Source organism: Cohnella sp. GbtcB17 (assembly GCF_019091135.1).
GTDB lineage: Bacteria > Bacillota > Bacilli > Paenibacillales > Paenibacillaceae > Cohnella.
Genome location: NZ_JAGXJW010000011.1, coordinates 5,791 through 26,803 on the forward strand (window position 1 = coordinate 5,791; position 21,013 = coordinate 26,803).

A 21,013-nucleotide genomic window follows, 5' to 3' on the forward strand; every position below is an offset into this window, starting at 1 on the left:
CGACGCCACCCGCCCAGCCTCGCGCCTGATCGCACCAAAATGGTGCGATTGACGCGCATGCGCGACGCCACCCGCCCAGCCTCGCGCCTGATCGCACCAAAATGGTGCGATTGACGCGCATGCGCGACGCCACCCGCCCGGCCTCGCACCCGATCGCACCAAAATGGTGCGATTGACGCGCATGCGCGACGCCACCCGCCCAGCCCCGCGCCCGATCGCACCAAAATGGTGCAATCGCCACGCATGCACGACGCCACCCGCCTGGTCCCACGCCCGACTGCACTAAAATGGTGCAGTCGCCACGCATGCGCCGCCTCAAAAACAAAAAGAAACCTATCCTAGGCAAAGTGGAGGCACGCCCCGCCACAAACCAAAGGGATAGGTTTCTTTTGTATTCTCGATGACTCTCATAGCTACATTACTTGAGGATAGCCCCCGCCGTCAGCGCGTTTTCGATCTTTTCGTTGCCGATCAGGTATACGATGATCATCGGCAGGCTGGACAGCAGCATACTGGCGCCGATCAGCCCCCAGTCCGCTACTCCCACGTTCACGAAGTAGCTTAGCAAACCCACGGTGAGCGGGCGGAATTGGTCTTTGGAGGCGATGATGAAGGCGAGCGGAAACTCGTTCCATATGCGAATGAAGATGAGCACGCACTGCGTCATGAGCGCCGGCATGACGATCGGAAAAATAATTCTGAAAAAGGTCTGGTACACGTTCGCCCCGTCGATGCAGGACGCTTCCTCCAGCTCCTTCGGCAAGGAACGCAGGAACGCATACAGCATAAGGACACAGGAAGCGATCGCGAACCCCGAATACGGCAGGATTAGACCGAGATAGCTGTTTTTAATATGAAGCTCCTTGATCAGCTGGAATAAAGGGATGACCACGACTTCGATCGGCACGATGAGCCCCAGCGATACGTAGAACAGCGCCGCCGAATTGAACCTCCACTGCATCCGGCTGAGGCAATAGGCCAGCATGCTGCCCGTCGTCAGCGTGAGCGCGATCGTCCCCGCCGTATAGATCAAACTGTTCTGGAAGTAGGTGTAAAAGTGGTACTTGGACAGCGCTTCGCCGAAGTTATGCCAATCCCACGAGGTCGGGATGCCGAACGGATTGGCGTAAGCCTCGTTCTTGGACTTCAAGGACATCGTGATCATCCAGTACAAAGGAAACAAAAACGTACAGCCAACGACCACCCAGAATATTCGGCTCAACACTTTCAGATCAATCACTCCCTGGCTTAGAACTCCAGCTTCCCTCTCGCCACAAACCGCTGGATGATAAAAGAGATCACGAGACATTGAATAATGAAGATCACGGCAATGGCAGTCCCTTTGCCGAACTGGGAAGTGTCGAATGCCGTATAATACATCTGGTAGATGACGGTTCTCGAGGTATCCCCGGGTCCTCCGGCCGTCATGACGCGCACATGCGAGTAGAAGGCCATCGAGCCTAGCGTCGAGAGGATCAGCACGTACTTGATGACGTTTTGCAGCAGGGGGATCGTGATCTTCAGGCACACCTGCACAAAGCTGGCGCCGTCGAGCAAGGCCGCTTCGTAATAGTCTTTGGGAATCGTCTTGATGCCCGTATAGAACAGAATCGCGTTAAGTCCGATATATTGCCACAGGAACGACAACCCGATGCTCGGCATGACCGTTTTCTTTTCCGTCAGCCACGAGTGCGTCCAGTCGCTTAGTCCGATGGAATGAAGGATGCTATTGAACAGTCCCCAGTTCGGCTCGTAGAATGCAAGCCAGATCTGGGCCACGACCGTAACCGACAATATGGCGGGAAACATGGCGGCCGTCTTGAAGAAGCGGCGCAGCCTTGGCGTTTGCACATCCATAAAAAGCGAGAGCATCATGGAAAGGGGCAGCCCCAGCAACAGCGATATGCCTACGATGAGGTACGTATTTTTATGTGCGGTCCAGAAGGAAGGCGTCGATAGCACTTCCCTGTAGTTATCCAATCCGACGAAGCCCAGATTGCGGAAGCCGTCATGGTCGTGCAAGCTCATCCAGATCTCCGGAAGCAGCGGGTATACGCAGAAAACGGTAAACAACAGCAAGGCCGGCGCGGTAAACACGAATATAGATAGCTTGGTGCTGAAGTACTTGTTCATGGCGCTCTCCACCGTTTATTTTGTGTCTAACCCCCTGCGGGTTCGCCGCAGGGGGATTAGCTGTTGCCGGTCCGTTAATTTTTAAACCACGTGTTCTCGCTCCAGAGCTTGTTCATCGCTTTGTTGAAGTCCGCGGCGGCGTATTCGCCCGTCAGCAGGTTCGCGCCTTGCGTGGACATTTCGGCCGACGTCCGCGCATCCAGCGAGTTCAGCGCCATCGAAGCGATCTTGTTCGGGATCGGATTGTACCAGTCCACGAACTTCTGCATCAGCGGGCTCTTGTCCGCAGGCGGGTTGCCCGTCTGCAGGGCGATAGGCGCTCCGGTCGTCTCGAAGTAAAGCGCGTCCGCCATGGCGAGGAATTCGGCCAGCTTGACCGCCTCTTCCGGATGCTTCGTCTTGCCGCTGACCGCGTAGCCGTTAAGCGGAGAGCCCCAGAACTGAACATTCTTCGTCGGGTCGTATTTGTCGCTTGCGGCCGGGAACGGGAAGAAGTCGACCGTCTCGTCCTTCGCGAGGTTCGGCAGCTCCCAAGTGAACATCATGAGCATAGCCGCTTTCTTGGAAGTGAACATCTCCATCGCCGGTCCGTAATCCAGGTTGGCGATGCCGTCCGGGAATACGCCTTCCTTAACCAGCTTCTCGATGCGGGCCGCGCCTTCCTGAACGGACGGATTGTCGAAGTCCGTTTTGTTGCCCACGAGGTCGGACATCGCCTGCGGGTCGCCGATCTGGATCATCTGCTGCAGCAGGAAGAGCTTCGGTCCCCAGCCGTCCTTGCCTGGCGTGACCGCCGGCACCATGCCTTTGCCCTTGAGCGTCTTCGATACCTGGAGCAGCTCGTCGAACGTCTTCGGCACCTGAACGCCCGCTTGCTCGAACATATCCTTGTGATAGAAAATGAGCGGCGTAAAGTACGTGTCGGCCCCCGAAGCGAGGCTGTAAATCTTGCCGTCGACATGCTTCAGCGCATCCGGCACCGCATACTTGCTCAAGAAGCCGTCCTGGGAGATATAGGGCGTGAGGTCCATAATGCTGCCCGTGCTCTTCAGCGGCGTGAAGTAGCCGGCGTCGTTCCAGAAAACGTCCGGCATATCCTCCGACGCGTTCAGCGTTTTTAACTTGTTCGCCATATCCTCGCCACCGCCGCCGGGCTCGAATTCGACCTCGAGGTTCGGCAGCGCTTCCGCGATTTTCGGCTTAATGTACTTGTCCATGATGTTATTGCGATTCTCGTCGGTCGTGATCGTGATGACCCTCATTTTGATCTTCTTGCCGTCCGTTCCCGCGCTTTCCTTGGCGCTTTCCGTGGGGGCTGCTTCCGAGCTCCCCGCTGCGACCGACGGGCTGTCGGACGGCTTGCTGTTGCCGTTTTCGTTTCCGCTGCCGCATGCCGACAATACGAGCAAAGCGCCCGCCATAAGGATCGCAGCCTTTGCCATTGAATTGGTTTTCATCGTTTGCCTCCCCTGCGTATCGACCTCGTCTACGGTTGATTCGTTCCTTTGAAAGCGATATCAACCTTGAATTCATCTTACGAATGTTCCCAATTTTAGTACAGAGATTATTCTCGGCCCGGAAGTAAAATTAACGGCAAAAGCAAGCTGCCGAGAACGCGGGCCAGCGCCACTTCGCTCCGCTGGCCCACGCCGGCCCGCCAGGTAACGTCCTACAGCGCCTCTTCACCCCGCTAGCCTACGCCGACACGCCATGTGGCGTCGTACAGCGCCACTTCGCCCCGCTCGCCTCGCACGTTCCGCCAAGTACCGTCCTGCAGCGTCTCTTCGCCCCGCTCGCCCACGCCGACGCGCCAAGTAACGGCGCCCGCCGCTCCAACGCCAAACGGGATGAAGCGCGGCGTCGGCCGGCTTCATCCCGTTTCGTTCGAACCCCTTCTCACCCGATGTTGTTCACGTACTTGCTCGGCGGAATGCCCATGAACTTCTTGAAGCACTTGCCGAAGTAGTTGGCATCCGCATAACCGACCCGGGCCGCTACGTTCTGGATGACCTTTTCCCCCCGGTCGAACAGCTCCTTGGCTTTCATCATCCGCGTCTCGGTCAGATAGTCGTTGATGGTGACCGTCGTCTCCTTTTTGAACACGAAGCAGAGATGGTTGTAATTCATATGTACGCTCTTCGCAATATCTTCAATGCGCAGCTCCTCGTTGCCGTAATGGCTGCCAATATACGCCTTAACCTCCTCGATGATCTTGGCGGACCGATTCGGTTTCCGGCCGTGCACATGGTCCATCACTTTCAGGATCAGCGTGCGGATCCAGCTCTCGAGCTCGCCCAACGTTTTCATCTGCTGGACGAGCTGGAGCAAGTCGGACTGCGTCGAATGTCTGAAGACGTCTTCGTAGCTTTGCGACGCTTCGGCCAGAAACTCCACGCACGTCGATACGATCTCGATGCCGGCGAGCAGCAGCATGTCGATCGAAGCTTGCTTGGCGCGGACCTGTTCGAAAAAAGCCGCGAGCCACGCCTCCGCCTCCGTCCGGTTTCCGATCCGCATGCACATCAGCAAGCCGCTTCTTTTTTCCACCGGATACAAACTGACGTTCATGCCGGTATCGGCCGTGTGGGAATAAGCGAATACTTCGTTGCCCCCCATTAAGAAACGGCGCTTCAAGGCGACCAGCGCATCCTTGTAGGAGGCCGCCACCGCCGCAGGCGACCGGCAGCCGCTCCCGATGCCGATCGTCGCCGAGCACGGCAAATCCCGAATTTGATCCCGAATGCCTTTGCATAACTTCTCCAGCCCCTCAAACGAGCCGTCCGGCGATCCGACGATCAACACGAGGCGGTCTTCGTAATCGCGGCAAACAGCGCTTTGATAAGCGCCTTCCATCTCGCGCTGCGCGATGTCCTGAACGGCCGCCTGGCGGGCCAGCAGATCTTCCTCGCGATTCCAGTCGCCGCACGGATCAAGGTCGATCACGACCGTCGCAAAATACGGCCCATCCAGCTTGATTCCCAGGGACGCCAGCCGTTCCGGCCCCGGTACCGACGCCTGCCCGCTGCCCTGCAGCCAGCCGTGCAGCACCTGCTCTCTCCAGGCGGGCAGGCTTTCGCTCGCCTGCTTCCTGAGGTCTTCAAGCTCCATCCGGCCCAAGCGCTCCGTTGTAATCTGCTCTTTCATGTCCAGCAACGCATCCCGGAGCTCTCCCTCGTTGATCGGCTTGAGCACATAATCGAATACGCCCAGATGCACCGCTTGCCTGGCATACACAAATTCGCTGTGTCCCGACAGCACCATAAATTTCGTTTCCTGATCGCGCTGCTTGGCCTTCTGAATGAACTCGATCCCGTTCATAATCGGCATATTCATATCGACCAGCACCACGTCCGGCTGCAGCTCGGGCATCAGCTCGAGCGCCTCCGCCCCGTTTTTGGCTTCTCCCGCGATCTGAAAGCCCAACTCCGTCCACGGCAGCGATATCTTCAAGGCCTGCCTGAAGTAATATTCATCGTCGACGATGAGCACCTTGTACATGACCGAAACCCTCCCGTCCCGCCGTTCGCGGCGAGTGTTCGTAACGCAAGTCTGCTGCACGCACGATAGGCTAGTGACGCCTGAGCGGCAGAACGATTTTAATTTTCGTATAGACGCCGTATTCGCTTTCGATCTGCAGGCCGTATCGTTCTCCGTACAGCGTTCTGATCCGATGGGATACGCTGCGGATGCCGAAGCCGCCTTTATCGTTGACGCCGGAATCCGCCGCCGTCAGCTCTTTGATCCGTTCCTCCTGCATGCCGACGCCATTGTCGAGAATCTCGATATGCACGTCCTCGCCGACGCGCCTTCCGCCGATACGCACGAAGCCTTTTTCCTGCTTCATCTTCAAGCCGTGGTAGATGGCATTTTCCACGATCGGCTGCAAGGTCAGCTTCGGGATGGAGTACGGCATAATTTCATCGTCGACGTCCATCGTGTACTCCATATACTCCACATAGCGCAGCTGCTGGATCTCCAGATAGCTCGCCGTTAAGCGCATTTCATCCTTGATCGATATAATATCGTTGCCGTTGCTTAACGAAATCTTATAAAAATCCGCCATATATTGCGCAGCCGTAATGGCTTCTTTGCCCATGTTCAGCTTGATGAGCGAGACGATCGTCTCGACCGTATTGTAAAAAAAGTGGGGCTTGATCTGAGATTGCAGCAGTTTAAATTCCATCTCGGCCTTCGTCCGCTGCTTCTCCGTATTTTCCGCCATCAGCGCCTCGATCCGATCCATCAGGTTGTTGAAGCCGTCGCTTAAATAGCCGATCTCGTCTCTGGATTGGTAGGCGCTGCGGACCTGCATCTTGCCCGTACGAATCTCTCTCATCGTCTTGGCGAGCCGGAAGATCGGACGCGTGATCGAACGAGACAGCAAGAAGGAAACGATCAACGCCATCAGCAAGCACACCGCCCCGATGCCGATGATCAACTGATTGATCTTTTTTCGTTCCAGGGTGATGTCGTCGATGGGAACCGTGCTTACGATCGTCCAATGCAGCGGTTGAAATCGTTGCGTCGATACGAGCAGCCGCTCGCCTCCACTCGTCTCGGTAAAGCTGACGTCCTTTTGGCCGAAGTCGGGAATGTCGATGCCGAATACCTCGTTAAAGTTCCGGTACAACAAGCTTTTGTCTCTGGCGGATATCATGTTGCCGTCGGAGTCGAGAATATAAAACTCTCCGCCCTTATGGTTTTTGCCCTCTTCGTAGATGGCGGTGATGACCGCTTCCTTCACATACAAAAATACGCGGCCGATCGTCTTGCCCGTATCTTTATGAACGACCGTCTTCGATACCGCAAATACGTTGTCCTCCCCTTCGTACAGAAATTTAAACTTGATCAAACCTGTCCAGACCGGCGCATACGTACGGTCGGCCGCTTCGTCTCCGTCGCCGAAAATGCGGGAGGCCACCTTGTTGTCCGCAAATCCGACGTCCACCCACTGGCGATTCGACGTCAGGATGCTGACCGCTTTGATCTTGGTATTGGGCTCCACGATGTTGCTGATCGTCTCGGAGAGAATTTTGTTCATCGAAAGATTGCTCAGTCCCGCAACGGGCTTGTGCGCGTAGCCGTCGTGGTTCAGCAAATAATCGTTATACAGCACGTTTTGCAGCCGATAATCGCTTGCCAGTATTTTGGAGTAATCCTCGATCGTGGATAACAAGGTTTGCAAGTTATTTTTGATGAGGAACAGCTCCCGGGCAGAATCGTTGACGGCCTTCTCGATAATGGCTTTCTGCGAGATGCTGTTGGTAAAGAGCGATTGGGCGGAAATAAACACGACGATGATCAACAGGTTCGCGATAAAAATTTTATTTTTAATGGATATGCCGCCTACATACCTTGTAAACCCTTTCATTTCTCGGCAGCTTCCTTTCCCCGGGAAGATCAAGTAAGCGGTTTACGATCAAGTATTAACAGCGCAGCCCCGTCTGTCAACTTGAATTTTGTTAAAACTCCATTCGACTGAATGCGACACTTGTGGCCTTGAGTTGCGGTTGGCGCGTAGCGGACGGACCGAGGGGCCGTTATTTTTGTTCCTTTCGCAGTTTGAGGCCTTTCGCGGACTCAGGCGCCGCTATTGCGAGTTTGCCGCCCTTTTTTAGCGTGGATACGGGGAAATAACGGCTCTTGAGTCCGAAACGTTCGCTATGGGACCAGTTTTATGAAAATAGCGTCTTCTGAGTCCGATGCGTGTGCGTTCCGCTCGCTCAAAAAAATGCAGGGCGCCCGGGGACGCCCTGCATTCAACAATATTATAAACCGGTTCAATTTCCGTTAATGTAACCGGCCTTCACGAGCAGCCTGCGCACCATGGCCGCCGTCTACGCACGGGTGATGCCTGCACCCGGATTCAGCGGAGTGCCAGCTTCGCACGGACGTCTCTCCCCGAGACCCGCCGAAATAATGAAAGGGCTGTCCGTCAGCCGCCATCGGCGCTGTGCGAACACCCCTGCTTCCATCCTATCGGTAATTCTATACGTGCTCCGCGATCGTCCTGTCGGAGCGCTCGCCGGACGAGCTAGACTTGCTCAATCTCCGTCTGCTGCTCCGCTTCGTCAGTCGCCTTGCCGAAGCGGCCCAGACGGTCCAGCGTTAACTTGTAGCCGTCGTTGCCGTAGTTCAGACACCGCTTCACGCGGGAGATCGTCGCCGTGCTCGCTCCCGTCTCCGCTTCGATCTGATTGTACGTCTGACCCTTGCCGAGCATCCGCGCGACCTCGAGTCGCTGGGACAACGACTGAATCTCGTTGACCGTACACAGATCGTCGAAGAAAACGTAACATTCCTCCACCGACTTCAGTGTCAGAATGGCCTCGAACAATTGGTCGATCGACTTGTCATTCAGCTTCTTCAGCTGCATTCGGGCACACCTCAGTTTCTAACGAGTAGCTCCGTCGTTGGAACGGAACATGAATAGCAGTTCACTCTATTGTACTGCGTTTGGTTAAGTAGTTCAACCGGTAACGTATTCGCGCTTTACAGAGCTAAAATCGGGCGAAAGCCGCAAATTTAACTTCTGGGCGGGCATTCGTCCATTCGGCGCCGGGCCATCGCACATATGTTGTATCATCGGACGCCGCCATAGGTTGATCCTGCCCTGCGGCATGGGCGGGCGCGGCGATTCAGAGCAGAGAAGGAAGTGATCGCATGAACCGCATACCGTCTTCGTACAATCGCAACTGGACCGGAGGCTCCGGCGGACTCCCCGTGCAAGGCGGCGGAGCCGGCCTCGACTCCTTCGGCGGGCTCGGCGGTTTTAATGCGGGCACCGCCGGCGGTGGCTTTCCGGGAGTCGGCGGCGCGCCGGTCTCCGGACCGCCGGCGCTGTTTGGGGCCGCTCCCGTCCAAGCCGCGCCGGCCGCGAAGGGCGGCGGGCTCAGCTCGCTGCTGAGCGCGGGCAACCTGGAGAGCGTCAAGGGCTTCATCGACAAAATGGGCGGCATTGAAGGCTTAATCAGCAACATCGGCAAGATCCAGAAGATCATGTCTTCCGTCCAGCAGATCGCGCCGCTCATCAAGCTTTTCACGTCCAAAGGCAAAAAATCCGAGGCCGACGACGAGGACTACGTCTCGCGCCCGCGGCGGCGCAGACGCAGGCGCTCGTCGCGGCGCCGTTCCGGTAGCGGCAGCGGCAGCCGCCGGCGGCGCACGAACGGCGGCGCCAGGAGGCGAACGGGCAGCAGGCGACGGTGAAGCCCGCGGCTGTGAAGCTCGCGGCTTAGAGGGCGCGGCGATGCGGACGGGCGGCTTTGATGGAGCCGCTCGTCTGCACGATGTCCACCGGTCGCCTTCCGTTGTCGGCGGCAAGTCGGCGCCGAAGGACTGAGCAGCCGCTATTTCGGCTTATTTTGCACTCTTTGTTCGATTACGGACTCAGCCGCCGCTATTCCTGACTCCGAAGCCGATTTTCCGCTTTGGAACGCCGAATAACGGCTACCGGGTCCGCTTCACCGACGAAAAGACGGCGTTTTGCCGAAATAGCGTCCTCTGAGTCCGCCACCCAAGCCAAATCCGCCTGCCACCATCGTACCGACCTAGCAACGCGGCTACACCTCACGCTCTACCCCAGAACCGCACAATTCTTGTGCGGTTCCTAGCCATTCACGCCAGTTACTCCACTAACCACACGCCGCCGCATGCCCCAACCTCAACCGAAGAACGACAAAGACCGCTCCAACCGGAGCGGTCCTTGTCTCTGACCTATTGCGCCTCGTACTCGACGAACGGGTCGTCAATTACGATGCGCGCGGCTTCGGCGTCGCTGACGCCGGTGTACAGCGTAGCGGTGCCGTCGCCGTTGCGGCGCAGGCCGCCGCTGAACAGCACGTCCTCAAGGTCGGGCCGCTTGGCCGGCCCCTCGGGGAACAGACTGCGCGTAGCGATCAGCTTGAGCGGCGTATGCGCGCGCGTCGCCGGATCGAACGCGAACACCATCGGATAATAATGACGAATATTGCCATAGTCCATCCAGGCCACATGCCCGAGCACGCCGAGCTGGCCGTTGTTCAGCAGATGAATCTCGTTGGCGCCGCCCCACTCTACCTTCAGGAACTGGCCTCGCAGCACTTCGGCGTTCGCCATCAGCTCCTCGGTCAGCTCGTCAAGGTCCGAGATCTCGGCGTAGCCGATCATCGCACGCGCGTCTCCGACCGGCATCGGCCGCGTGAAGACGCCGATCTTGCCGTTCTGCTGATCGATGAGGCGCACGTCCTTCATCGTCAGCGGCCCTTGCGCGAACTCCCGCAGCTCGCGGACGCGATAGCCCCGGTAGAATACCGTGCGCCACGTCGTCACGTAGTGGGGGTCGTCCGGATCGAAGAACACCTGAACGCCGCCGAGCACGAGCTCGCCCCGAACGAAGGTGAAAAAGGGATCCTGCAAATCAAAGACGGGCGCGCTTTCGCGTGGCGTCCACTTTCCGTTTTTCTCCACAAAAAACATGATCGAAGAACGCTCGCTCGCACGGTCTTCGACGCGGCCGGCGATGACCCATTCCCCTTCGTCGAGGAACGGCGCGGTCACGTTGTACACGTCGCGTCTGCCCACTCCGGCGAAGAAAAGCTTCTCGCCCCTGGCGTCCGTCCCTTTAAGGCGGAACTCCTTGAGCAGTTCGACGCATGATTTGGCTTGCTGTGCGGATGCTTGGATCATAGGCGTAAATTCCTCCAGACTCCGTCCCGTGGAGAACACCATGTTTCTCTATATTTTAATGTGGTAACGGCTGCATTGGCGCGTGCATCGGTGCCCATTTTTTTATTGAAACAGGCTCAATACCGCGTATATGGCCGCCGCGATCAGGGCCGAAATCGGGATCGTGATGATCCACGTCATAATGATTCGGCCGGCCATGTCCCAGCGAACGCTCGAGAAGCGCTTGGCCGCGCCGACCCCGAGGATCGAGGAAGTAATCGCGTGCGTCGTGCTCACGGGCAGATGAGTCAGCGTCGCGGTGAAGATGACCGCCGCCGAGCTCGCGTCCGCCGAGAAGCCGTTGATCGGCTCGATCTTGAAAATCTTGGTGCCCATCGTCTTGATGATTTTCCAGCCGCCGACCGAAGTGCCGAGCGCCATCGCGAGCGCCGCGGAGATCTTGACCCAGAGCGGCACGTCGAGATGATCCTGCCAGCCCGCGGCCACAAGCGCCAGCGTGATGATGCCCATCGCCTTCTGCGCATCGTTCGTGCCGTGGGTGAACGACTGCAGCGCCGCGGTCAGAATCTGCCCGGTCCGGAACACCTTGTTCACATGATGCGGGCTCGTCCTCGCGAAAAGATGCTTCAGCAAGAACATAATTATATACCCCAAAACGAACGCAATGATTGGCGAAAGAAGCAATCCGATGACAATCGTCGAAAATCCGCCGACATTAATGCCGTCCCAGCCCTCGGAAGTGACCGCCGCGCCGGCCAGCGCGCCGATCAGCGCGTGCGAGGAGGACGACGGGATGCCCCTCCACCAGGTGATCAGATTCCAGATGATGGCCGCGATCAGCGTCGCGATGACGACGGTCAGCCCGTGCTCCAGCTTGAACGGATCCGTCACCTTGCCCCCGATCGTCTTGGCGACTCCGGTGAACGCCAACGCGCCGATCAGGTACATGACCGCGGCCAGCAGGATGGCCACGCGGGGCTTGAGCGCCCGGGTCGATACGGAGGTCGCTATGGCGTTCGCTGTGTCGTGAAAGCCATTGATGAAGTCGAACCCCAGCGCCAGGATGACGATGATGACGACTAAAATGGTAATATCCATGCGAGTATTCAGTCCTGTCCCGGGCGCATCAAGAATTGCGCATAATAATGGATTGCAGCGTGTTGGCGACATCCTCGCAGGAATCCGTCGTCTGCTCGAGCCGCTCGTAGATCTCCTTGAGCTTGATCAGCTCGATCGGATCCGTGACGTTCAGGAACAGCGTCTTCACGCTCTCGCGCAGCAGGTCGTCGCCTTCGTTCTCCAGCTCGTTCAGCTTCACGCAGTGTGTCTGGATGGCGAGCAGCTTCTTCTGGCCGAGCAGGTAGATCGCCGACTTGATCTCGATGGCCGAACGGTTCAGGCAGTCCGCGAATTTGCGGATGCTGCCGTCGGGCTTTTTCACATGATACATATCGAAGCGGGAGGCGACGGCCTCGATGCCGTCCAGCACGTCGTCCAGCAGCTTGGTCAGCTCCAAAATGTCCTCGCGCTCGATCGGGGTGATAAACGTCTTGTTCAGCTCGGTGATGATCAGATGCGCGAACTGATCACCGCGGTGCTCGTAATCCTTCATTTCCTTCGAAAACGCGCTAGGGTCGGGAATATCGCTGCCCACGGCGGCCAGAAACCGCTCTGTCGTTTCCATGATCAGATCGGCCATATCCTCGAGCGTTTTAAAAAAAATGTCTTTTTTCCGGAACAAGTTTAAGCCCCTTCTTTCACCAATGGATGCCTAGATTTTACATGCTTCGACACGCTTTTACACAGCGATGACACAAATTGCCTAACATATTTTATCACAGCGGACAAGCATGGTATAGGGTCTGACAAAGCAAGGATACGATTAGTTTAGCCTTACGCCGATCTTCTAATCCCCAAGGGCATCCCTGCGGAACGCGCGGACCGCTCCCTTCCCGGCCGTTCGAACGAGTTGCTCGAAATCAAGGATCGTGTCCAGACTCCTATTCTTATAAGCATTTTCGATACGCAGGCTTAGATTTTCCTCAAATTTCGCCGACCGTTCGCTAAAAAAGGTACGCATGTGCCGTCTGCCCGCAACCGATCTCCGTACGCGCAAAAAAGCCGCAACGACGGCGGCTTGCGCTAATCGTTGCGGCCGAGCTGGCGCATCATTCTCATGGACTGCTATCAGGGACAACGCTTCCTCCGTCGCGACCTGCGCACGCCGTCCGAATCGCGGCGCGCTGCCTCACGATGGCGCAGCCTTCCTCAAACCCTCTGCAGCGTCGGCGGTCGATCGCTCCATACCGTGCTCGGGATCTCCCGACGCAGTACAGGCATGACGTCCGCCGCGAAGCGCTCCACCTGCTCGCGCTGCTCGGACTCGGTCAGCCCGTCGACGCTGATCGCCAGCACCTGGTTGCCGAAGCCTTCGTAGTATCGCAATATTTTCTCGATGACGCTGTCCGCGCTGCCGACGAGCGTCGACCCGCGCTCGATCGTGTCTTCGAGTCCCGTGAACGGCGATTGGTTGTGCTGCGACGAGGCCGTTGCGCTGAACGCGTCGTAGTAAGGCCGATACCGCCGGATCGCCTCTTCCTTCGTATCGGCCAGATAAAGCTGACCGGCGCCGGCGCCGACGAGCGCATCCTTCGGATCGTGGCCGTAGTAAGCCCATCTTTCGCGATAATGGTCGATCAGCGCCTGATACTTGGCCATCGGGTGGAACGTGTTCGACGAAAAAATCGGCTCGCCGTACTTCGCGGCCAGCTCCGTAGACAGCGGGCTCGAAGCGCTGCCGTGCCAGACGGGAATCCGTCGTTGAAAAGGTCTCGGATAAGTCGTCACCTCGCTGAGCGGCGGGCGGCACTTCCCTTCCCAGGTCACCTTCTCCTCCGCCCACAGCCGCTTCAGCAGCGCGTACCGCTCCGCGAGCGATTCCCACTGCTCCTCCTCCTTGATGCCGAACAACGGATAATGGCGGGGATCGTTACCCTTGCCGATGATAAGCTCGAGCCGGCCGCCGGAGAGGTGGTCGAGCGTGGCATAATCCTCGGCGACGCGCACCGGATCGTGCACGCTCAGCACCGTCACCGTCGTCAACAGCCGGATGCGCGACGTGCGCGCGGCGACCGCGGTCAGCACCACCGCCGGCGACGACGACAGGAACGGCTCGCCGTGCCGTTCTCCGACGCCATAGGCGTCAAAGCCCAGCTCCTCGGCCAACGCGGCCTGCTTCAGCACGTTTTGAAATTTCTCCTGGTCGGTCAGCGTCTCCCCGGTCACTGCGTTCGGGATGTTCATCAGCAGGCTGAATAAGGCAAATTTCATGGCGGACCTCCTCGGGATTTGGCGCTTGCACAGTTATCCACACTATTACAGGTAATTTAGTCAGAATTACAGATGCAACTACTATACGCCTGTCGCGACGCAGCGTCTAATAGAGTTTTTGAATGCATCGATCGATATTCAAGAAGCGATCCGCGAGTAGAAGCCAAACGGCATATGCGTTTCGGAATAAAAAAACGGAACGAAGCGGCACGCTGTCCGCCTCATTCCGTTCCCGGTTCGGCCCCGTTCGCCGGGTCGCCTCCCCTTCCCTATAACATTACTGTCCGACGTACACCTTCAGCCAGCCGTCGCCGATGCCCGACTCGTCAATCCACTTGCCGCCGCTGTACTTGCCGTACTTCAGGCCGGCGCTCACCTCGGACGTGCTCCACTCGTAGTTGGCGTAGTCCGAGTTTTTGGATTGACCGAGCACGATCGCATACGTCGTACCGCTCGCAAGATTGCCGTAGGACAGCGGTACGCTCACGACGGCGAAGTCTTCGCCGATCGCGGACGCTTTGACGGTCGCAGTCGCGAGTGCGCTGCCCGTCGGCTTATTGTCCTTTGTCGCGTACAAAGTTACGACGAGGTCGGCTGGATTGTTGTATTTCTTCACCTTAACCTCTACCTTGGTCAGCTTCTTGTTGGCGTTGGCTGCGAAAGTCTGATAACGCTTGATCTGATCGCTCGTCTCGCCGAACGTGTAGCCGTCCGTGCCGTTATGCGAGATGTCGATGACGGACGAGGAAGATTGTCCCGGCGTCGTCGCGGTGACCAAAGCAGTCCAGCCGCTCGTGCCCGCGGCGTTGACCGCGCGCACGCGGTACTTGTGCGTCGAGCCGGCCGCGAGGCCGCTGTGCGTGTAAGTTGCGCCAGTCGTCGACACGTACGTCGGCGAACCGTCGATCTCGATCTGGTAGCCGGTCGCGCCCGTTACGGCCGTCCAGCCGAGCGAGATCGACGTGCTGCTCGTTGCCGTCGCGGTCAGCCCCGTCGGCACGGCCGGCGGCTGCGGCTGATTCTGGCTCGTCGTCGCGGTCGCGAGGGCGCTCCAGCCGCTCGTGCCCGCGGCGTTGACCGCGCGCACGCGGTATTTGTGCGTCGAGCCGGCCGCGAGGCCGCTGTGCGTGTAAGTTGCGCCAGTCGTCGACACGTACGTCGTCGAACCGTCGATCTCGATCTGATAGCCGGTCGCGCCCGTTGCGGCCGTCCAGCCGAGCGTGATCGACGTGCTGCTCGCTGCCGTCGCGGTCAGATCCGTCGGCACGGCCGGCGGCTGCGGCTGCGGGTTGGCGCTTTGCGCGACATACAGTTTCGTCCAGCCGTCTCCAATATCCGACTCGTCGACATATGCCGAGCCGTTGAACTTGCCGAACTCGATGTCGTTGCTCACATTATAGCCCGCGAGCCACTCGTAGATGTTGTTTTGGCTGCTCGGAGTAGTCTGGCCGAGTACGATCGCGTACTTTTTGCCCTTCTGCAGGCCGCTATACTTCAGCGGCGCGGACAGCGCCTTGAAGTCCTCGGTCACTGTATTGGCCGCGATCTTCGCGGTGGACAGCGCATTGCCCGTCGGCTTGCCGTCGGCAGCGGTCGCATACAGCGCTACCGTGGCATCGCTCGCATTGCCGAACTTGCGCAGCATGACCTCGACGCTCGTCAGCACCGGATACATGTCGGCGATAAATGTCTGATAGCGTTTGACCTGGTCGTTCGCCTGGCCGAACGTATAGCCGTTATCGCCGTTATGCGAGAGATCGATCACATTGGTTGGCGGCGCTACCGGCGTCGTCACTGTCACAGGCGCGCTCCATGCGCTCGTGCCGCCGAGGTTGACGGCGCGCACCCGGTAGGTGTGCGTGGAGACAGGGTCCAGCCCTTTGTGCTTGTAGGCGGTCTGCTTGGCGTTGTTTACGACCGTGCCGTCCACTTCAAGCTCATACTTTTTCGTGCGATCGGCGGCATTCCAACTGACGTTCATCACAAATGCGCTTGCCGGTTCGGCTTTGAGGCCGGTCGGCGTTTCGGGAGGCAGCGGCGGCACGGACGTGGTCCCCATCAGGAGCGGGCTCCAGGCGCTGGCGCCGATCGCATTTTTCGCCCGCACGCGATACGAATGCTCGGTGCCCGGCTGCAGGCCGTCATGCGTGATGAAAAGCGTCTGCACATTTTCCCGTACCGCGCCGTCCAGCTCGACATCGTAGCTCGTCGCGCCCGGCGAGCGGCTCCAGTTCAACTGAATCGCCGTCGTGCTCTCCGCAGCGGTGGCGGTGAGGTTCGCCGGCGTCTGCGGGGCCTGCGCCGCAAGCGCGGGCTCGGGCACGAACTTGGCGAGCAGCTTGATATAACCGGCCTGATAATAAATGCCGTTCTCGGTAATCTCCCACGATCTCTCGGCCGGATCGTCGTTCGAGATGGCATTCCAGTCCTTGTACGTCTTCTGGGCCGGCTGATTAAGCGGCGGAGACTGGCTGCCCGTGTATTGCTCGCTCGGACCGCCCGGAAGGAAGCCCGGAGGCGCGTTGTCCCACTGCGTTTTGTCGGCGAACCAGCTATGGTAGATTTGCTTGATCGAATTTTCCGCGCCGTACGCATCCATGTTGGTCAGGTACGTGAAGGCGAACGGATTGACGCCGTGGAAATAGTGCAGTACGTTTTGAGCTTTCTTATAGAAGTTGTCCCGCTTCTCCGGATTGAGATCGTATTGATAAAAATCATAGGAGGAGGCGCCCGAACGCGCCCTTACCTGCAGGCTGCCCCAGTGATAGGAGAAGTCCGGTACAAAGGAGCGATACAGATCGTCGTTGTCCTCGAACGACTGGGAGAAGTCGTGCAGATCGCGGCGCTCCAAAATATGCGCCTTGACCGCCGGATCGGCGTTCGGCAGCGTCGTATAGAACATAACGCCATCGGCCTGCTCGCCGTAATACAGTCCCCAGTACGCATCGGACATCGGCCAGGTCGTCGTATAGTTGGCTTTAAAATAATCGTGATAGAGCTGATCGCCCGTCAGCGCAAACAGATAAGCGGACGCGACCGTCGCTACCTGGGCCTGCCTGTCAAGCGCCATATCGGCGTCACCAGCCTCTACGTCTCCGTTGTCCACGTTCGTTTCCTTCGGATTGTTCTGGTACCATTCCCACGCCTTGATCGCCCGCTCACGCAGGTCTGCCGCGTAGCTGGCCAGCTCCGGGAACTGACGCAGCGTGACCGCCGCATGCGCGAAGTTAAGCGCCGTGACGACCGTCGAGGCGGACGTCTTGGGCAGATAGTAGCGCTGGAAGGTAATTCTACTCGGCCTGTCGTTATAATCGCCGGTTTTGCCATGGCTCGGAAATCCGACCTTCATCAGCACGCCGCCGTCTTCATCCTGCATCTTCTTCAGCCAATCCAGCTCCCACTTCACCTCGTCGATGATGTCAGGGATGCCGTTGCCGGATTCAGGAATGTTGTAGTCGTCGGTAAAAATGTCCGGCTTCTGCTCGTACGCCGACAGCAGCTCGTTGATCGGCTGCGCTGTATAGGTAACGTACTTGTTATAGTCGCCGGCATCCATCCAGCCGCCCGACAGATCGCGCTCGGTGGCGGGATTGTCGCGGTCGAACACGCTGCGGGCCTGCGAATCCTGACCCGGACCGATGAGCGCCGCGTCGTCCGCGAACGCCGCACCGGCGTGCTGCGCCAGGTGAGGCGTACCGATCCGCTGGTAGTAATACGTCTTGATCGCCGCCTTCAGCACGTCCTTATAGACATCGGGCGAGATCGTAAAATTATAGGACTTGAAGTGATTATCGACATCGTAAATGTAGTAGTCTCCGACTGCCGTCACCTGGGAAAAGTCGAACCACCAGCCGCGGTCGCCCGACTTCTCCTGCGTGATGCCGCCGTTCCATACCTTCGGCACGCCGCTGAACACGACTTCGTCGTCGGATACGCGGCGTACCTGCATCGTGCTGCCCGGCGTATACGAATCGGCGGCATTAAAGCCGACCTGCGGATCGACGAGCACGGCTACCTTGTCTCCGTCCGGCTGGTAGCCGAACTGGTCGATCATGATGTACTTCTGCACGGTGACGCCGGGCAGCGCCTCCGCTGCGCTCGCTCCCGTCGCAGACCAACTGCCCGCGATCAGACACAAGCATAATAAAGCCGCCCAGATGCTGCGTTTACTGCTTAACATCGAATCTCCTCCATTTTACGGTGAGGACGGTAGGCCAAGATCAAATGGCTCATCCTCGCAGCTTTTCAACCTGAAGTCATTCTAGCCGTAGGGGATGTCATGCGGACAGTTACGAGAGTCATCGTAACCGTCATGTGACAAGGGGTTGATCGACCTACAATCTCCATAAAAAATACCGCCGGGCAACTCGCCAGGCGGCATGAATCTATAGACACTTTTCCGAGCTCGCTCAAAGCGCGGATTACGAACCTACGCGAATCCCCGCTCCAAAAACGCAGCGGCCAACCGCGCGTGCAGCTTGGCTCCGAGCGCGATCGCGCGCTCGTCCAGATCGAACGACGGGTGGTGGAGCGGATGGACGATGCCCCGCGCCTCGTCGCGCACGCCGACGAGCAGCATCGCGCCGGGCGCCTTGTCGAGATAGTAGGCGAAGTCTTCGCCGGCAAGGCTCGGCTGGTCGAGTACGCGAACGTGCTCCGCGCCGAACACGTCCGCGCCCGTGCGCTCCGCCAGCTTGACCGCGGCGGCATCGTTGATCAGCGCCTTGCCCATGCGAAAGCTTGGCTCTACCGTTCCGCCGAAGCGGTCGGCGCAGGCCGCGGCGCAGCGCTCGAGCACGGACCGAATCCGCTGCACCGTGGCGTCGCCAAAGGCGCGGTACGTGCCGAGCACCTCCGCCGTGTCGGCGATAACGTTGCCCGCGGTGCCCGCATGGAGCTTGCCGAAGGCGAAGGACACCGGCTCGAGCGGGTCGGACGCGACCGCGACGGCGCTGTTCGCTTCGACGGCGAAGTGTGCGGCCATGAGCAGCGCGTCGGCCGCCAGATGCGGAGCGCCGTGATGGCCGGATCTACCGCGGAACGTGAAGCGGAAATGCGTGGAAGCCGCCATCGCTTCCCTCCGGTGAACGGCTAACCCGCCGGTATCCAGCCCCGGCCACACATGAAGCGCGAAAGCTGCGTCGATCCCATCCGCCGCCCCGCTCTCGACCAGATCGCGCCCGCCGCTGCGCAGTTCTCCGTCGACCGGACTCGGCGCGGCACCCTCTTCGGCGGGCTGGAAGACGAACCGAACCGTCCCCGCCAACCGTTCGCGCTGGCGGCTGAGGCCGTACGCGGCGGCCAGCAGCATCGCCGTATGCGCGGCGTGTCCGCAGGCGTGCATCGCGCCTTCGATCTCGGAACCGTAGTCGCGACCCTCGGTCTCCCGGATCGGGGGCGCGTCCATGTCCGCTCGCAGCAGTATCGTTCGTCCCGGCCTGCCGCCGCGCAGCGTGCCCACGACGCCTTTGCCGAAGTGGTCGCCGACGCCCTCCCGCACCTCCAGCCCGTACTCGCGCAGCAACTGTGCGACGCGCGCGGCCGTTCTGCCGACGTCGAACAGCAGCTCGGGCAAACGGTGAAACTCCCTTCGAAGCGCGATCCACTCCGTCTCCCGCTCCTCGATCGCGCGACATACGGCATCGATGTTCAAATCCGATCCTCCCGCGACGGCGTGCAGAACTCCATCCCAGCCAGTCGCTTCGGGACTGCGTGACGCTGACGCAGACGCCAGTTTCTCCGACAATACCATTTTTCCCACCCGCTTACTATGAATTATATGGTCACGACTGTACCACCCAGCCGTCCATACGTCAATCAGCGGGCTTATCGGAATTTTCTATCGGACCGCGTCTCCTTTCTATCGAGGCTTCGATGACCCCTTAGGCTTCCGTTCGCAGCACAATCTTGCCGCGAGCCCTCCTGCTCTCGCTCAGCGCGTGCGCCCTAACCGCTTCCAAGAGTCGCATCTCGGCGCCGATCTCGACATGCAAATCGCCTGCGGAGAGCAGCTCCCCGATCCATTCAAGTCGGGCCGCTTCAAACGGCGCCATCAGCAGCTTCTGCACGCGGACGCCGATCGTCTCCGCCAGCGCCTGCGAGTATTGCCCCCACCCGACAGGAACCAGCGTGCCGCCTTGGCGAACGGAACGGACAAGCGCGTCTGTCCACTCGCCGCCGACCGTATCGATGACGGCGTCTGCCGCCCCTTCGAGCTCGACCCAATCGTCCGTCGTGTAGTCGAAGACTTCGTCGGCGCCCAGCGACTGGGCAAACGTACGATTGCGGCCGGACGTTACGGCGATGACGCGCGCGCCCTCAAGCTTCGCGAACTGCACGGCGTAGTGGCCGACGCCGCCCGACACGCCGTTGATCAGCGCAGTCTGTCCGGGAGTCAGAATCGACTGCTCATGCACGGCGGTCCATGCGGTAAAAGCAGACATCGGAACGCCTGCCGCATGGACGTAGTCCAGCGCCGCCGGTAGCGGCGCGAGCCGAGACTCGGGTACCGCCGCATACTCCGCGTAAGCCCCCGCCGTCGCCGTCATCCCGAAGACGCGATCTCCGGCGAGGTATCGCTCAGCCCCCGGGCCCGTCTCCTCGACGACGCCAGCCAGATCGTAACCCGGCGTGAACGGGAGCGTGAGCGACAGGCCGAACTTCTCCGCCGCCCAGCCCGAGCGCATCTGCCAGTCCCCGGGGTTGACTCCCGCCGCGCGCACGCGTATGAGCACTTCGCCGGGCCCTGCGGCCGGACGAGGTACCCGCTCGAAGCAAAGCGCTTCGGGCGGGCCGTATTCATGAATGCGCACGGCGTTCATCATTGCCGTCCTGCATTCGTCCATCTCGTTTCCCTCTTTCCGCTCCATTGTGCGCCAACTGC

General features: G+C 59.2%; 14 protein-coding genes. 1 reads left to right on the plus strand and 13 read right to left on the minus strand.

The features are described 5' to 3' along the window. Window positions 1–418: 418 nt before the first annotated feature. The 6 genes from KVT38_RS07910 to KVT38_RS07935 form a co-directional block, all read right to left on the minus strand. The gene (locus KVT38_RS07910; protein ID WP_368859065.1) at window positions 419–1,240 is read right to left on the minus strand and encodes a carbohydrate ABC transporter permease; all 822 of its coding nucleotides are present in this window, start codon (window positions 1,238–1,240) and stop codon (window positions 419–421) included. Window positions 1,241–1,248: 8 nt separating this feature from the next. After that, complete coding sequence (locus KVT38_RS07915) at window positions 1,249–2,133, minus strand: carbohydrate ABC transporter permease (protein ID WP_217593151.1); 885 nt, start codon at window positions 2,131–2,133, stop codon at window positions 1,249–1,251. A gap of 74 nt (window positions 2,134–2,207) precedes the next feature. Next, a complete protein-coding gene (locus KVT38_RS07920; RefSeq protein WP_217593152.1) occupies window positions 2,208–3,590 on the minus strand; it encodes an ABC transporter substrate-binding protein in 1,383 nt (460 codons plus the stop codon). A 439-nt stretch (window positions 3,591–4,029) separates the two neighbouring features. After that, window positions 4,030–5,631 carry a response regulator gene (locus tag KVT38_RS07925; RefSeq protein ID WP_217593153.1) on the minus strand — a complete coding sequence of 534 codons (1,602 nt, stop codon included), beginning with the start codon at window positions 5,629–5,631 and terminating at the stop codon, window positions 4,030–4,032. A 70-nt stretch (window positions 5,632–5,701) separates the two neighbouring features. Then, window positions 5,702–7,504, minus strand: a complete 1,803-nt coding sequence (locus KVT38_RS07930) for a cache domain-containing sensor histidine kinase (protein WP_217593154.1) — start codon at window positions 7,502–7,504, stop codon at window positions 5,702–5,704. A gap of 663 nt (window positions 7,505–8,167) precedes the next feature. Continuing rightward, complete coding sequence (locus KVT38_RS07935; protein ID WP_217593155.1) at window positions 8,168–8,509, minus strand: YerC/YecD family TrpR-related protein; 342 nt, start codon at window positions 8,507–8,509, stop codon at window positions 8,168–8,170. A 287-nt stretch (window positions 8,510–8,796) separates the two neighbouring features. Between KVT38_RS07935 and KVT38_RS07940 the strand changes: the two genes are divergently transcribed. Beyond that, window positions 8,797–9,342: an aminotransferase gene (locus KVT38_RS07940; RefSeq protein ID WP_217593156.1), complete on the plus strand. Its 546-nt coding sequence runs from the start codon at window positions 8,797–8,799 to the stop codon at window positions 9,340–9,342. Window positions 9,343–9,849: 507 nt separating this feature from the next. Here the strand turns inward: KVT38_RS07940 and KVT38_RS07945 are convergent. The 7 genes from KVT38_RS07945 to KVT38_RS07975 form a co-directional block, all read right to left on the minus strand. Beyond that, window positions 9,850–10,797: a DUF1861 family protein gene (locus tag KVT38_RS07945; RefSeq protein WP_483298166.1), complete on the minus strand. Its 948-nt coding sequence runs from the start codon at window positions 10,795–10,797 to the stop codon at window positions 9,850–9,852. A 105-nt stretch (window positions 10,798–10,902) separates the two neighbouring features. Beyond that, on the minus strand, window positions 10,903–11,898 hold the full coding sequence (locus KVT38_RS07950; protein WP_217593158.1) for an inorganic phosphate transporter: 996 nt from the start codon (window positions 11,896–11,898) through the stop codon (window positions 10,903–10,905). Between the two features lie 28 nt (window positions 11,899–11,926). Then, window positions 11,927–12,541: a DUF47 domain-containing protein gene (locus tag KVT38_RS07955; RefSeq protein ID WP_217593159.1), complete on the minus strand. Its 615-nt coding sequence runs from the start codon at window positions 12,539–12,541 to the stop codon at window positions 11,927–11,929. 527 nt (window positions 12,542–13,068) lie between these two features. Next, on the minus strand, window positions 13,069–14,130 hold the full coding sequence (locus tag KVT38_RS07960) for an LLM class flavin-dependent oxidoreductase (protein ID WP_217593160.1): 1,062 nt from the start codon (window positions 14,128–14,130) through the stop codon (window positions 13,069–13,071). Window positions 14,131–14,407: 277 nt separating this feature from the next. Continuing rightward, entirely contained in the window at window positions 14,408–18,310 is a 3,903-nt protein-coding gene (locus KVT38_RS07965) for a glycoside hydrolase family 9 protein (protein WP_217593161.1), read from the minus strand. Window positions 18,311–18,559: 249 nt separating this feature from the next. Continuing rightward, window positions 18,560–19,783, minus strand: a complete 1,224-nt coding sequence (locus tag KVT38_RS07970) for a M20 metallopeptidase family protein (protein WP_254639078.1) — start codon at window positions 19,781–19,783, stop codon at window positions 18,560–18,562. A 229-nt stretch (window positions 19,784–20,012) separates the two neighbouring features. Next, window positions 20,013–20,975, minus strand: coding sequence for an NADP-dependent oxidoreductase (locus KVT38_RS07975; protein WP_217593163.1), 963 nt, complete (start codon window positions 20,973–20,975; stop codon window positions 20,013–20,015). Window positions 20,976–21,013: the final 38 nt, after the last annotated feature.